Source organism: Streptomyces sp. AC1-42W (assembly GCF_003248355.1).
GTDB lineage: Bacteria > Actinomycetota > Actinomycetes > Streptomycetales > Streptomycetaceae > Streptomyces.
In genome coordinates this window covers 3,079,396-3,093,989 of sequence record NZ_QKWY01000002.1, presented here as the reverse complement: position 1 = coordinate 3,093,989, position 14,594 = coordinate 3,079,396, and the positions used below count along the sequence as shown (strand labels likewise).

The following is a 14,594-nucleotide window of genomic DNA, read 5'->3' as shown; positions in this document are numbered from 1 at the left end:
TGCACCCCCCTCTCGTGTGCGGCGTCCCGGCCGGCGACCGGTACGACGATCACAGGCTACCTTCGGCGTGGCCGCTGGTTCGGCGCGGCGATGCGGGGTATTCGCTGTCGCATGTCGTCTGCGAGCAATGCCTCCGTCCCCTCCCGGCTCGCCGGGCTGAGCGACCGGTTCCACCGGCGCGATGCCGCCGTGTTCCGGAATCTGGCCCAGCGGCACTGGCCGGCCGCCGGGCCCGTGCTGCCCCGGCTGAGCCGCAGCGCCAACCATGGGCTGCTGTGGTTCGGCGCGGCGGCGGGCATGGCCGCCTTCGGGGGCAGTGCGCGGGCCCGGCGGGCGGCGCTGCGGGGGATCGCCTCGCTCGCGGTGGCCTCGGCCGCGATCAACACGGTGGGCAAGGGGGCGGTGCGCAGGCAGCGGCCGGTGCTGGACGGGGTGCCGGTGATACGGCGGCTGAAGCGGCAGCCGGTGACCACGTCGTTCCCGTCGGGGCACGCGGCGTCGGCCGCCGCGTTCGCCACCGGGGTCGCGCTGGAGTCGAAGGGGTGGGGGGCGGTGGTCGCGCCGGTGGCGCTGTCCGTGGCCGCGTCCCGCGTCTACACCGGGGTGCACTACCCGAGCGATGTGGTGGCGGGGGCGGTGCTGGGGGTCGGGGCGGCGTTCGCGCTGCGGGGGGTGGTGCCGACGAGGGGGCAGTTGCCCGCGCCGGGCCGGCCGCCTGCCGACGCGCCCGCCCTGCCGGACGGCGAGGGCCTGGTGGTGGTCGTCAACCAGGAGTCGGGGACGGCGACCGCGACCGCCTCGCTGGTGCGGGACGCGCTGCCGCGGGCGGAGATCGTGGAGTGCTCGCCGGGGCTGCTTGCCGACGAGCTGGAGAAGGCGGCGGGCCGGGGCCGGGCGCTGGGGGTGTGCGGCGGGGACGGCACGGTCAACCGGGCGGCGGCCGTGGCGGCGTCGCGGGGGGTGCCGCTGGCGGTGTTCCCCGGCGGCACCCTCAACCACTTCGCGTACGACCTGGGCATTGAGACCGTCGCCGACGTCGGCTCCGCGCTCGCCTCGGGGAGTGCGGTGCGGGTGGACCTGGGGCGGTTCCGGCCCGGTCCGCAGGGGCCGGAGGGCGGGCCGGGATACTTCCTGAACGCGTTCAGCCTGGGCGTCTATCCGGAGCTGGTGCGGCTGCGGGAGCACTGGTCGCCCCGGATCGGCGGCTGGCCGGCCGGGGTGCTCGCCGCCCTGCGCGTGCTGCGCGGGGAACGTCCGCTGGAGGCCGAAATCCAGGGCAGGCGGCGCCCGTTGTGGCTGCTGTTCGTCGGCAACGGGATGTTCCAGCGGGTGGGCCCGGCGCCGGGCCGGCGGCACAATCTCGCGGACGGGCTGCTGGACGTACGGATGGTGCACGGTGGCCGGACCCCCGGTCTGCGGCTGCTGGCGGCGGCGGTCGCCGGACCGCTGACCCGCTCCCCCATGCACGCCGCGGTGCGCAGGCAGCGGGTGCGGATCTCCGGCCTGGAGCCGGGCACGCCGTATGCGTACGACGGTGAAGTGGCGCACAGCGGGACGGAGTTGCTGGTGGACAAGCTGCCGGAGGCGCTGACGGTGTACTGCCCGATGCAGGCGTAGCCGGTCGGCGGAAGGGCCAACTCGGGGCGGTCGGCGCGAAGTCGGCCGCCCCTTCGCACCTCCGCACGCTGTCCACATCGCAAGATACCCATCTCATTATTCGGCGAAAGGCTCTACGTTGGAACCGTCGGACAGCGCTTTCGCGGTTCGCGATTCGAGAGAGGACGCACGGCCATGCCGAAGGAGACCGCCGTCTACACCCACGGCCACCACGAGTCGGTGCTGCGCTCGCACCGCTGGCGCACCGCCGCCAACTCCGCCGCCTATCTCATCGGTGAGCTGCGCCCCGGCCTGGCCGTGCTGGACGTCGGCTGCGGCCCCGGCACCATCACCGCCGACCTGGCCGCGCTGGTGGCGCCGGGCCGGGTGACGGGGGTGGACACCACCGACGAGATCCTGGGCCAGGCGGCCGCGGTCGCCGCCGAACGCGGCCTGGACAACGTGGAGTTCGCCGTCGCCGATGTCCACGCCCTGGACTACCCCGACGACTCCTTCGACGTGGTCCACGCCCATCAGGTCCTGCAGCACGTGGGCGATCCGGTGCGGGCGCTGCGGGAGATGCGCCGGGTGTGCCGCCCCGGCGGCGTGGTCGCGGCACGCGACAGCGACTACGCGGCGATGACCTGGTTCCCGGAGTCCCCCGTCATGGACCACTGGCAGGAGCTGTACGGCCGGGTGGCCCGCGCCAACGGCGGCGAGCCGGACGCCGGACGCCGGCTGCTGTCCTGGGCCCGGCAGGCCGGGTTCACCGAGATCACGCCCGGCGCGTCCACCTGGTGCTACGCCACCCCGGAGACCCGCGCCTGGTGGAGCGGGCTGTGGGCGGACCGCACCGTCGGCTCGGCGTACGCGGCGCTCGCGGTGGAGGGCGGGCACGCCACGGCCGAGGAGCTGGCGGAGATCGCCGCCGCGTGGCGGACGTGGGGCGAGCAGGGCGACGGCTGGTTCATGGTGCCGCACGGCGAGGTGCTCTGCCGCGCCTGAGCCGGCCCCGGCCCGAAGGGACCACATGGCGGCGGGCGGCCAACTAACCTGGCCGCCATGGAGATTCTGGGAACCACGCTGCGTATCTGCGTCGACGACCTGGAGGCCGCGGTGGCCTTCTACGAGAAGCTCACGGGCGCCCCCGCCCTGCGGTTCGAGCGCGGCGGGGTCTCCGTCGCCGCGATCAGCTGCTTCCTGCTGATGAGCGGTCCCGAAGCGGAGCTGGAGATCCTGCGCAAGGTCACCGCGACCATCGCCGTGAAGAACGTGGACGAGGCGCACGCGGCGCTGACCGGGGTCGGCGCCCGGGTGATCGCGGGCCCGGTGCCCACCCCGGTCGGCCGCAACCTCATCGCCGTGCACCCGGACGGCTCGGTCTTCGAGTACGTGGACCGCAACCTGACCGGCTGAGCCGGAATTCCGTTTCCGTCCCGCTGCGGCCCGCCGTACGCTCGCCCCGGACAGACGACGGGGCAGGCGGAGAGGAACGGCGCGGCAGATGAGCACGCAGCACACGTACCGGGTGATCGTGCGCGGCACCTGGCAGGACCTGACGGACGCGGCGCGCGAGCGGCTGCTCGCGGAGGTCGAGGAGCACGGCCTCGCCGGGATGCGGTTCACCGAGGAGGGCTCGCTCACCTACGACCGGGTCCTCAAGCACTTCAGCTTCCGCTACGTGGTCGTGTCGGACGCCGCGGACGGCGAGGAGATGGCGTCCGCGATCGCCGAGGACCGGGCGCTGACGGCGCTGCGCGAGGCCGGCTACGGGCACGGCGAGCTGCGGTCCACCGCGACCGACATGGACACGATGAAGATCAACCACAAGCGCCGCTGAGCCGCGCCGCGCGACCGGGAGGTCCCGGTCGCGCGGCGCGCGGCGTCACTGCGGCGCCGGTGCCGTCGAGCCCCTGGGCGTGAGCGACGGGGTCGGCACCCGGAGGTCACCGGGGTGGGTGCCCTCGATCAGCGTGAACAGGGTCCGCGCCACCTCCGCGCCGAAGTGGTGGATGTCGTGGCTCATCGCGGACAGAGTGGGATGGGTGATCCGGCACAGCTGGGAGTCGTCCCACGCCAGCAGCGAGACGTCGTCCGGGACCACGAAGCCCATCTCGGCGGCGACGCCCGCGCCGGCCACCGCCATGATGTCGTTGTCGTAGACGATCGCGGTGGGCCGGTCCTTCGCCAGGAGCAGCGAGCGCGTCGCCCGGGCGCCCTCCCGCTCGTCGAACCCGGTCGCGATCTGGGTGCCGTGTTCGAGGCCCAGTTCCCGCACCGTGGCCTCGAAGGCGCGTGTGCGGATCGCGCTGTGCCCGAAGCCGGCCGGGCCCCCGACGCGCGCGAGGCGCCGGTGCCCGAGGGCGGCCAGATAGCGGACGGCCTCCGCCGTGGCCGTGGCGTCGTCGGTCCACACCGCGGGGAAGGACCCGGTCAGCGACGGATGGCCGACGGCGACCGCGGGCAGCCCGACGGCCTCCAGCGCGGGCACGCGCGGATCGTCCGACCGGAAGTCGACGAGGACGGCGCCCGCGATGGTCTGGCCGCGCCACCACTCCCGGTACAGCTCGATCTCCTCGTCCACGTCGCGGACCAGCCGCAGCAGCAGCGAACAGGACCGCTCCGCCAGGACGCTCTCGATGCCCGAGATGAAGTCCATGTAGAACGGTTCCAGGCCGAGGAGCCGGGCCGGGCGGTTCAGCACGAGCCCGATGATGTCGGCGCTGCGGCCGGAGAGGCTGCGCGCCGTCCGGTTGGGCTCCCAGCCCAGCTCCCGGGCCACCTGGAAGATGCGTTCCCGCGTCGCGTCCGAGACGCCCGGCTTGCCGTTGAAGGCGAGCGAGACGGCCCCCTTGGACACACCGGCCCGCGCGGCGACGTCCTTGATCGTGACGCGAGCCGGAGCGGTCACTTCGTGCCCACGCAGAACAGGGCGGCGCGCACGTCGTCGGCGCTCACGTCGCCGCAGCCGTCGATCCCGATGACGGCCTGTTCGCCGGGGAGCAGGGTGACGAGACCGCGGTCGGCCGCGGCAGCGGGGTCGAGCCGGTCGGCCTGGAGGAGAAGATCCCTGACGAGGGTGTGCGCGTTGACCACCACGCGGACGTTACCACCGCCGCCCGGGGCGGGTTCCACGGTCACGTCGAAGGACGGCTCCGGGTAGTCGAACTCCTTGTCGGGCACCGGGAACCAGGTGGCCCGCAGCCCTTCGGCGTCGGCGACGAGGAACTCGGTGGCGCTGCCGGCCGGTACGAGTCCGGCGGGCACGGTCAGGCGGACGACGGAGCGCGCGGCGACCGTCACCTCCCGCACGTCCCGGCCGTTGAGCGCGCCGTCCGCCCCGGTGCGGGACAGGGTCACCTCGGTGTGCCAGGGCGTCGCGGACTGGTTGATCACCGCGAGCACCACGCCCGCGCCGTCGCCGTCGCCGTCCGGGTGCAGGGTCAGCAGGCGGTCCGCGTACACCCGGCGCAGTTCGTGGTGGAGGGGCTTGAGGCGGCCGTCGCCGTCGATCGCGGCCCAGGAACTGACCGGCCAGCAGTCGTTGAGCTGCCAGACGACGGTGCCGGCGCAGACCGGCCAGTGGGAGCGCCAGTGCTCGATGCCGGTGGCGACGGCGCGGGCCTGGACGAGCTGGGTCAGGTAGTGCCAGCGGTCGAAGTCGCCCTCGGGCGGGGCGAAGTGGCGGGCGATCCCGCGGTCGAGCTTGCCGTTGCCGTCCTCGGCCTACTGGTGGTGGAGCATGCCGGGCGAGTCGGCGGCCGGTTCCTCGCCGGGCAGGGCGCGGCGGAGGGTGGCCATCGCGGGGGGGCGCCTGCCAGCCGAACTCGGCGACGAACCGGGGCACGTCCGCGCGGTACTCGGCGTAGTCCTGCCGGTTCCACACCTCCCAGGAGTGGTGGGTGCCGTGGGCGGGGTCGTTGGGGTGGTGGTCCCAGGAGCCGGACCAGGGGCTGCCGGCGGTGTAGGCGCGGGTGGGGTCGAGTTCGGCGACGATCCGGGGCAGGACGCCCAGGTAGTAGCCCTCGCCCCAGGAGTCACCGGCGAGCGGCTCCTCCCAGTCCCAGTCGCGGAAGCCCCAGAGGTTCTCGTTGTTGCCGTTCCACAGGACCAGGCTGGGGTGCGGCATGAGCCGGACAACGTTGTCGCGGGCCTCGGCCTCGATCTCGCCGCGCAGCGGCTGTTCCTCGGGGTAGGCGGCGCAGGCGAAGAGGAAGTCCTGCCACACCATCAGTCCCAGCTCGTCGCAGGCGTCGTAGAACGCCTCGTCCTCGTAGATGCCGCCGCCCCAGATGCGGACCAGGTCCACGTTGGCGTCGGCGGCCTGGCGCAGCCGGGTGCGGTAGCGCTCGGGGGTGACGCGCGAGGGGAAGACGTCGTCGGGTATCCAGTTGACGCCCCGGGCGAACACGCGGACGCCGTTGACGACGAGGGTGAAGCCGGTGCCGTGCTCGTCGGGGGCGCGGTCCACCTCGACGGTGCGGAAGCCGATGCGGCGGTGCCAGGTGTCGAGCGGTCCGGTGGCGTCGAGCAGGGTGATGTCGAGGTCGTAGAGGGGCTGGTCGCCGTAACCGCGCGGCCACCACAGCCGGGGCCGGTCCGCGGTCAGCCGCAGCACGGCCTCGTCGCCCTCGAAGCGGACCTCCGCCTCGGCTCCGGCAACGGTGGCGCGGGCCCGCAGCTCGGCGCCCGCCCCGGACGCGGTGCGCTCGACGCGCAGCCGCACCTCGACGGTCCCGGTCGTGTCGTCCGCGGTGACGAGGGGGCGGACGGAGGCGAGGCGCGCGGTGGACCAGTGCTCCAGGCGTACGGGGCGCCAGATGCCGGCGGTGACGAGGGTCGGGCCCCAGTCCCAGCCGAAGGAGCACGCCATCTTGCGGATGTACTGGAAGGGTTCGGGGTAGACGTTGGGCCGGTCGCCGGTGAGGGCGCGGACGGCGGCGGCCTCCTCGTACGCGGAGGCGAACCGCACCTCCAGCCGGCCGGTCAGGCCGGTGGCGTCGAACCGGTGGGTGCGGTGCATGTTGCGGGTGGTGCCCAGCTCGCGCCCGTCGAAGGTGATCCGGGCGGCGGTGTCCAGGCCGTCGAAGACGAGGTCGGTGCGCTCGTGCGTGCTCCGGTGCGACACGTCGGTGAGGTAGGTCCACGCGCGCCGGCCGACCCAGGCGACCTCGGTCTCGTTGCGGTCGAGGAAGGGGTCGGGGATGACGTCCGCCGCGAGCAGGTCGGTGTGGACGCAGCCGGGTACCGAGGCCGGCAGCAGCGCTTGGTCGTAGCGCAGGTTCCAGCCTTCGGCGAGCGGGGTGATGTCCTTCATGGTGCGGCTCCAATCGGCCCAGTGCGCACGGTGACAGATGTACGACGCGGCACAACTTAGCCCGTCGTTCGACCCCTGTCCATAAACCGGTCTAGTTCTCATGTGATCACATGCCCGCAGAACCGCACGCCCTCTTACCTGCGAAAACGCGAACCCCGGTAACGATTCGGCATCTCAGGGGAAACATGCGCTTTACCGGTTCACTTCTCTCCTGTCATAGTGCCGACATCCGGCACAGACCCGAGCCGCCGTCCGAAGGAGCAGGGCACATGGGGGAAGACCAGGACACTCACAGGTACGTTTTTGGCCGTCGCGGCACTGACCGTCACGGGATGCGGGGGCGGCGGCACACCGTCCACGGAGACGGCCTCGGCCCCGGCCGACCCGGGCAGCGCGAGCGGCACCATCACGGTCCTGACACAGCGGACGGACCTGATCAAGAACGGGGCGATGAAGGCCTACGCGGCGGAGTTCAACAAGGTCCACCCCAAGATCGAGGTGAAGTTCGAGGGCCTCACCGACTACGAGGGCGAAGTCAAGATCCGGATGAACACGGACGAGTACGGCGACGTCCTGATGATCCCGGCCGCGGTCGCCAAGAACGACTACCCCAAGTTCTTCGCCCCGCTCGGCTCCTCCATCGAGATGGCAGACAAGTACCGCTTCAGCGACAAGTCCGAGGTCAACGGCAAGACCTACGGCATCGCCCAGTTCGGCACCGCCAACGGCTTCGTCTACAACAAGGCCCTCTGGAAGAAGGCCGGCATCACCGACTGGCCCGGCTCGCCGGAGGAGTTCCTCGCGGACCTGGAGGCGATCAAGGAGAAGACCGGCGCCGTCCCGTACTACACCAACTTCAAGGACGGCTGGCCGCTGGTCCAGTGGTCCGCCAACATCGGCTCCGTCACGTGCAGCGAGGAGGCGAACAACAAGCTGGCCGGGCCCGTCTCCCCGTGGAAGCCCGGCAGCGAGCTGCGCGTGATCGACACCCTGCTGTACGACATCGTCAAGGACGGGCTCTCCGAGAAGGACCCGAGCACCACCAACTGGGAGGCGTCCAAGAGCAAGCTCGCCAAGGGCGAGATCGGCTCCATGATGGTCGGCTCCTGGGCCATCAGCCAGATGCGGGACGCCGCCGAGCAGGCGGGCGGCAACCCCGACGACATCGGATACATGCCGGCGCCCGTCCAGCGCGAGGAAGGGCAGTGCGCCACCCTCGTGTCGGACTACCAGCAGGCCGTCAACATCCACTCGGACCACAAGGAGGCGGCCCGCGCCTGGATCGACTGGTTCACGGAGAAGTCCGGCTACTCCGCCAAGGAGGGCGCCGTACCCACCCTGAAGTCGGCCCCCATGCCCGACACCCTCAAGGAATTCGTTGACAACGATGTCACCTTCGTGGAGCGCTCGGAGGCCAAAACCGGCACGGTCAACGACATCGACAACGCCGCCGAGATCGGCCTCAACAAGCCCGACTACCGCCAGAAGCTGGTGGACATCGCGCGCGGCGCGCAGAAGGGCAGCGCCGAGAGCTACTTCGCCGAGCTGAACAAGAAGTGGGACGACGCCGCGAAGACCATCGGCTCCTGAACCGGCGCGGGCCCCGGCCGAACGACACCGGCCGGGGCCCGCGCCCCGCACGACCGACGCGGACGCGGATGATGAAAGGCCCGACAATGACCGAGACGACCGAGGCGGTGAGCGTGAGAACGCACCGTGCGACGCCCCAGCGTCGCGGCACCTCCGCCACCGGAGCCGGCCCCCGCAGAGGTGGCCACCGGGGCAGGCTGCTCCGCCGCGCCACACCCTGGCTGTTCCTGGTGGCGCCGCTGGCCCTGCTGATCACGTTCACCTACGTGCCCGTGGGCAACATGCTCTACTACAGCTTCACGGACTGGGACGGGATCAGCCCCGACCGGAACTTCACCGGCGTGGACAACTACGTCCAGATCTTCACCCGGCCCGAGCTGTTCCGGGTGTTCTTCGTGAGCTTCTACTACCTGGCGGCCTCGGCGTTCCAGATCGTGATCGCGCTGTACTTCGCCACGGTGCTCAGCTTCGATCTGCGGTTCCGGAACCTGTTCAAGGGGCTGCTCTTCTTCCCCTACCTCATCAACGGCGTGGCCATCGGTTTCGTGTTCCTGTACTTCTTCCAGGACGGCGGCACCCTGGACACGGTGCTCTCCTGGTTCGGCCAGGACCCGGACCACGCCTGGCTGGGCGACCCGGAATCGGCCAACACCTCGCTGGCCGGCGTCTCGGTGTGGCGCTACACCGGCCTCAACTTCGTGCTGTTCCTCGGCGCCATCCAGTCCATTCCGGGCGAGCTGTACGAGGCGGCCCAGCTGGACGGCGCGACCAAGTGGGACCAGTTCCGGCACATCATCGCCCCGAGCATCCGGCCCGTGCTGAGCCTGAGCGTCATCCTCGCGGTCTCCGGGTCGCTCGCGGTGTTCGAGATTCCCTGGATCATGACCGGCGGTGCGACCGGCACCTCGACCTTCGTCATCCAGACCGTGAAGCTCGCGTTCCAGTTCAACAAGACCGGGCTGGCATCGGCCGCCGCCGTGGTGCTGCTGCTGATCGTGCTGCTGATCACCTGGATCCAGCGCCGGCTCGTGCCCGACGAAAAGGTGGACCTCGTATGACCACGGCCCAGCGGACCGCGCCCGTGAAGACCGCGGGCCGCTCCCGCCCCCTGCCCGGCCCCCGGCGGGTCCGCCTGCGCGGCCGGATCGGACAGACCCTCGTCTACGTGTCGCTCGTCGTCGCCTCGCTGGTGGTGATCCTGCCGCTCGCCGTCGTCTTCCTCACCTCGCTGAAGACCTCGGCGGAGGCCACCGACGGCGGGGCGCTGTCGCTGCCGGGCGACTGGCTGAACTTCGACAACTACGCGACCGCGTTCTCCGAGGGCCGGATGCTCACCGCGTTCGGCAACACCCTGTTCATCCTGCTCTTCTCGATCACCGGCACGGTCATCATCGGGTCGATGACGGCCTACGCCGTCGACCGCTTCCACTTCCGGGCCAGGAAGCTCGTCATGGCGCTGTTCCTCGTCGCCACGCTCGTGCCGGGTGTCACCACCCAGGTCGCCACCTTCCAGGTGGTCAACGGCTTCGGCCTGTTCGACACCCGCTGGGCGCCGATCCTGCTCCACATGGGTACGGACATCGTCTCGATCTACATCTTCCTGCAGTTCATCCGGGGCATCCCGGTGTCCCTGGACGAGGCCGCGCGGCTGGACGGGGCGAACTCGTTCACGATCTACCGCAAGATCATTCTGCCGCTGCTCAAGCCGGCGATCGCGACCGTGGTGATCATCAAGGGGATCACCGTCTACAACGACTTCTACATCCCCTTCCTCTACATGCCGTCCCAGGACCTCGGCACGGTCTCCACCGCGCTGTTCCGCTTCAAGGGGCCGTTCGGCGCCCACTGGGAGAACATCTCGGCCGGTGCCGTCCTCGTCATCGTCCCCACGCTGATCGCCTTCCTGTTCCTCCAGCGCTACATCTACAACGGCTTCGCGCAGGGCGCGACGAAGTAACGGAACACGAAAAGGAAAACGCCGCCTCCCTCCGCTCTTCCCACCCCTTTCGACAAGGGAAGGGAATACGCGGAGGGAGGCGGCGCTGCACAAAACCGGTTAAGCGCCGGAGTCCGTGCAGAGGCCGATGCCGGCGGTGGCGCGGTAGACCTCGCCGTCCCCGGCCACCGTCACCCGCTCCCCCGCCGGCGCGTACGCCGAGGAGCCCGGCCGGAGGGTGAGCGTGCCGTCCGCCGCGGTGAGACGGGCCTCGCCGCGCGTGCAGAGCAGGATCTGCGGCGCCGCCACGTCCAGGGCGACGGCGGGAGCGCCGGCCGCCACCCGTACCCGCGAGAGCCGGAAGTCGTCCACCGGGGCCGGGTACACCTCCTCCGGCCCGTCCGCCGCCGGCGTCAGTACGCGTACGGGCGGGGCGGCGAACCGCACCACCCGCAGCAGCTCCGCCCGGTCCATGTGCTTGGCCGTCAGGCCGCAGCGCAGCACGTTGTCCGACGCGGCCATGATCTCGACCGCCAGGCCCCGCACATAGGCGTGCGGCACCCCGGCGCCCAGGAACAGCCCCTCGCCGGGCGCCAGCCGTACGGTCCGCAGCATCAGCGCCGCGAGCAGTCCGGCGTCGCCGGGGTACGCCCGCGCGACCGCGTCGTACAGCGCCAGGTCCGCCCGGTGCGGGCCCTCCTCCCGCGCCCCGCGCGCGACCGCCCCGGCCACCGCCGCGACGAGGCCGGCCGCAGGCTCCAGGAACGCGGAGAACACCGTGCGCAGGACGGACTCCTCGGGCTGCGTACGCAGGATCTGGCCGTGCAGCGCGAGTTCGGGAACCCCGAGCGCGGCCAGCAGCGCGGCGCACTCCAGCGGCGGCCGGAAGCCGCACAGCCCCTCGAACTCGCCCAGCGCGACGACCATTTCCTGCTTGTGGTTGTCGTCGCGATAGCTGCGGTGCGGGGCGTCCAGCGGGATGCCGGCGGCGTTCTCGGCCCGGAAGCCGGCCGCCGCCTGCGCCGGGTCCGGGTGCACCTGGAGGGAGAGCGGCGCGCCGGCCGCGAGCACCTTGAGCAGGAAGGGCAGCCGTGCCCCGAACCGGCGCAGCGCGGCCTCGCCCAGCTCGGCGGCCGGGTCGGCCCCGATCACGGCGTCCAGCGGCCGGAGTCCGGCGCCGCGCCGGACCAGCGAGGGGGCGCCCGGATGGGCGCCCATCCACAACTCGGCCTGCGGGCGCCCGTCGGGCTCGGCGCCCAGGAACCGGGGCAGGGCGGTGAGGGAGCCCCAGGGGTAGGAGCGGACGGTGTTGACGAGTGGTTCCATGAGGAGTTCCTTACGAGGCCGGCGGGCGCGCTGCCCGCACGGCGGGGCGGGTACGGGGCCGGTCAGGGCAGAAGCGCCGGTGCGTGTCCCGCTCCCGCGCCCCTGTCGGCGGACGCCGTCGCCGCCGCGCCGATGAGGCCCGCGTCCAGGGCCAGCGCGGCCGGCACCACCGGTACGCCGCGGACGAAGTCCAGGACCGCGTAGCGCGCCAGGTGGTGGCGCAGGGGCGCGAACAGGGTCTCCCCCGCCTGGGCCACCCCGCCGCCGATGACCACGCGGTCCAGTTCGACGAGGGCCGTCGTGGCGGCGATCGCGGCGGCCAGGGCCCGTGCGGCGCGGTCGAAGGCGGCCCGCGCCCGCGCGTCGCCGTTCCCGGCCGCGCCGGCGACCGCGGCGGCGTCGGGCCGCACGCCCGGCGGGGCGGTCCAGCCGAGGGCGCGGGCGTGGGCGGCGATGGCGGTGCCGCTGGCACGGGTCTCCACGCAGCCGGGCGCGCCGCAGGGGCAGAGCGGCCCGTCGAGGTCCACCGTGATGTGGCCGATGTGACCGGCGTTGCCCGTGCGGCCCCCGTGCACCCGGCCGTCCAGGACGAGCCCGCCACCCACCCCGGTGGAGACCACCATGCACAGGGCGTTGGCGACGCCGCGCGCCGCGCCGCGCCAGTGTTCGGCGGCGGTCATCGCCACCGCGTCCCCGACGAGCACGGGCCGGATGCCCGCCGGCGTCGCCGGATGCGTACGCACCAGCTCGACCAGCGGAAAGCCGCGCCAGGCCGGGATGTTGACCGGACTCACCGTGCCGGCGACTGCGTCCACCGGGCCCGCGCTCGCTATGCCGAAGCAGCTGAGGTCCGCCCACGCCGGATGCGCCGCCAGTTCGTCCTGCACGGCCGTGACGGCGGCGGCCAGTTCCCCGGCCGGCCGTCGCGCCGGGGTGGCGCGCTGTGCCCGTACGACCACCTGGCCGTCCTCGTCGACGAGCGCTCCGGCGATCTTCGTCCCGCCGATGTCAAGTGCTCCGTACACCATCGTGTTCCGCCCTTCCAGGGAGAGCGCGCATCGCTCCCCAGCCGTACTCTGCCGCCCCGTGACAACGTTGTCTAGTCGTCCGGTTTAGTTCAGTAAAAGTTTAGTGATGTGCCACGAAGAAAAGCGGCAGTGAATTCACTGGTGCGCACTGACGGGACGCGAAGAGCGGGCGACACATCTATTGACATGGCTGGAACATTCAGGGCCTCATATGAGGGCGACAACGGGCCGGGGCGGAAAATCGCACCGCGGCCCGGTCCCCTGTCGGGCATTCGATCCCGGCATCCCCGCAGCCCGCTCCGCCGTCAGTCGCGCCCCACCACGGTTGACAACGTTGTCCCACCGGAGCGGGCGCCTCTCACCCCTTTGAGGAGAGCCATGAAGAGACCACCCCGCAGCGCCCTGCTCGCCACCGTGACCGCGCTGGCCACCGGGATGACGGCCGCCCCGTTGTCCCTCCTGGGCCCCGCCGCGGCGGCCCAGGCGGCCACCACCGCCGGAACGGGCCTCCATGTCAGCGACGGGCGGCTGTACGAGGCGAACGGCAGCGAGTTCGTGATGCGCGGCGTCAACCACGCCCACGCCTGGTACCCGGAACAGACGGACGCCATCGCCGACATCGCCGCCAAGGGCGCCAACACCGTGCGCGTCGTCCTCGGCAGCGGCGACCGCTGGACGAGGACCAGTACGTCCGAGGTCTCCTCGCTCATCGCCCGCTGCAAGGCGGCCGAGGTCATCTGCGTCCTGGAGGTGCACGACACCACCGGCTACGGCGAGGACTCCGCCGCCACCTCGCTGGACAGGGCGGCGGACTACTGGATCGGCGTCAAGAGCGCGCTGGTGGGCCAGGAGGACTACGTCGTCGTCAACATCGGCAACGAGCCCTTCGGCAACTCCGGCTACACGCAGTGGACTTCGGCGACGAAGAACGCCATCGGCAAGCTCCGCGCCGCCGGTCTGCGGCACGCCCTGATGGTGGACGCGCCCAACTGGGGCCAGGACTGGTCCGGCACGATGCGGGACAACGCCGCGTCGGTCTTCGCCGCCGACCCCGACCGGAACACCGTCTTCTCCATCCACATGTACGGGGTCTACGACACGGCCGCCGAGGTGCGCGACTACCTGAACCACTTCGTGAACAACCGACTGCCCATCGTCGTCGGCGAGTTCGGGAACGAGCACAGCGACGGCAACCCCGACGAGGACGCCATCATGGCGACCGCGCGGTCCCTCCGGCTGGGCTACCTCGGCTGGTCGTGGAGCGGCAACGGCAGCGGCGTCGAATATCTGGACCTGGTCAGCGGCTTCGACCCGAACGCGCTGACCGCCTGGGGCGAGCGGCTGTTCCACGGCGACGACGGCATCGCCGCCACGTCCGTGCGGGCCACCGTCTACGGCGACGGTCCGGGTGGCAACGAGGGCGGCGGCGACACCGGCACGGCACCGAACGGCTACCCGTACTGCGCGAGCGCCTCGTCCGACCCGGACGGGGACGGCTGGGGCTGGGAGAACAGCCGGTCCTGCGTCGTCCGGGGCAGCGCGCCGGACACCGGCGGCAACACCGGCGGTACCGCGCCCAACGGCTACCCGTACTGCGCGAGCGCCTCATCGGACCCGGACGGCGACGGCTGGGGCTGGGAGAACAGCCGCTCGTGCGCCGTCCGGGGCAGCGCGGCCGACTTCTGACGGGCGGCTCCGCCGGCCGGTGCGCGGTCACCGGCCGGCGGAGCCGTACTGCGCAAAAGAGGCAACCTGCGTCCGGAAGGTGAGGGAACCGGCGGATTCGGGAACCCGTTCCGTC

11 protein-coding genes and 1 pseudogene are annotated in these 14,594 nt (G+C 72.0%); 8 read left to right on the top strand and 4 right to left on the bottom strand.

Going from position 1 to position 14,594, the window contains the following annotated elements:
• The first annotated feature begins 111 nt into the window (after positions 1-111).
• From DNK56_RS31635 to DNK56_RS31620, 4 genes are all read left to right on the top strand, one after another.
• Positions 112-1,617 (top strand): bifunctional phosphatase PAP2/diacylglycerol kinase family protein, encoded by a 1,506-nt coding sequence (locus tag DNK56_RS31635; RefSeq protein WP_111339184.1) that lies wholly within the window; start codon positions 112-114, stop codon positions 1,615-1,617.
• 174 nt (positions 1,618-1,791) lie between these two features.
• Entirely contained in the window at positions 1,792-2,601 is an 810-nt protein-coding gene (locus DNK56_RS31630) for a class I SAM-dependent methyltransferase (RefSeq protein ID WP_111339183.1), read from the top strand.
• 57 nt (positions 2,602-2,658) lie between these two features.
• Positions 2,659-3,012 carry a VOC family protein gene (locus DNK56_RS31625; protein WP_111339182.1) on the top strand — a complete coding sequence of 118 codons (354 nt, stop codon included), beginning with the start codon at positions 2,659-2,661 and terminating at the stop codon, positions 3,010-3,012.
• A gap of 88 nt (positions 3,013-3,100) precedes the next feature.
• Entirely contained in the window at positions 3,101-3,436 is a 336-nt protein-coding gene (locus DNK56_RS31620; RefSeq protein ID WP_111339181.1) for a DUF6204 family protein, read from the top strand.
• A 45-nt stretch (positions 3,437-3,481) separates the two neighbouring features.
• On the opposite strand, the gene DNK56_RS31615 is transcribed toward DNK56_RS31620, so the two are convergent.
• Together DNK56_RS31615 and DNK56_RS31610 are read right to left on the bottom strand one after the other, a co-directional pair.
• Positions 3,482-4,507, bottom strand: coding sequence for a LacI family DNA-binding transcriptional regulator (locus DNK56_RS31615; protein WP_111339180.1), 1,026 nt, complete (start codon positions 4,505-4,507; stop codon positions 3,482-3,484).
• Positions 4,504-6,913, bottom strand: a pseudogene (locus DNK56_RS31610) (glycoside hydrolase family 2 protein). Before DNK56_RS31610 ends, DNK56_RS31615 begins: the two are co-directional and overlap by 4 nt.
• Before the next feature lie 303 nt (positions 6,914-7,216).
• Here DNK56_RS31610 and DNK56_RS31605 point away from each other — a divergent pair.
• From DNK56_RS31605 to DNK56_RS31595, 3 genes are all read left to right on the top strand, one after another.
• Complete coding sequence (locus tag DNK56_RS31605) at positions 7,217-8,503, top strand: ABC transporter substrate-binding protein (protein WP_199563563.1); 1,287 nt, start codon at positions 7,217-7,219, stop codon at positions 8,501-8,503.
• 86 nt (positions 8,504-8,589) lie between these two features.
• Positions 8,590-9,561, top strand: coding sequence for a carbohydrate ABC transporter permease (locus DNK56_RS31600; RefSeq protein WP_111339178.1), 972 nt, complete (start codon positions 8,590-8,592; stop codon positions 9,559-9,561).
• Positions 9,558-10,460 carry a carbohydrate ABC transporter permease gene (locus tag DNK56_RS31595; RefSeq protein WP_241990148.1) on the top strand — a complete coding sequence of 301 codons (903 nt, stop codon included), beginning with the start codon at positions 9,558-9,560 and terminating at the stop codon, positions 10,458-10,460. The genes DNK56_RS31600 and DNK56_RS31595 overlap by 4 nt, the downstream gene beginning before the upstream one ends.
• Before the next feature lie 99 nt (positions 10,461-10,559).
• Here DNK56_RS31595 and manA read toward each other — a convergent pair whose 3' ends face one another.
• Complete coding sequence (gene manA, locus DNK56_RS31590; protein WP_111339177.1) at positions 10,560-11,765, bottom strand: mannose-6-phosphate isomerase, class I; 1,206 nt, start codon at positions 11,763-11,765, stop codon at positions 10,560-10,562.
• A gap of 62 nt (positions 11,766-11,827) precedes the next feature.
• A complete protein-coding gene (locus tag DNK56_RS31585; RefSeq protein WP_111339176.1) occupies positions 11,828-12,793 on the bottom strand; it encodes an ROK family protein in 966 nt (321 codons plus the stop codon).
• Positions 12,794-13,171: 378 nt separating this feature from the next.
• Here DNK56_RS31585 and DNK56_RS31580 point away from each other — a divergent pair, with 378 nt between their 5' ends.
• Positions 13,172-14,479: a cellulase family glycosylhydrolase gene (locus DNK56_RS31580; RefSeq protein WP_199563564.1), complete on the top strand. Its 1,308-nt coding sequence runs from the start codon at positions 13,172-13,174 to the stop codon at positions 14,477-14,479.
• Positions 14,480-14,594 lie beyond the last annotated feature (115 nt).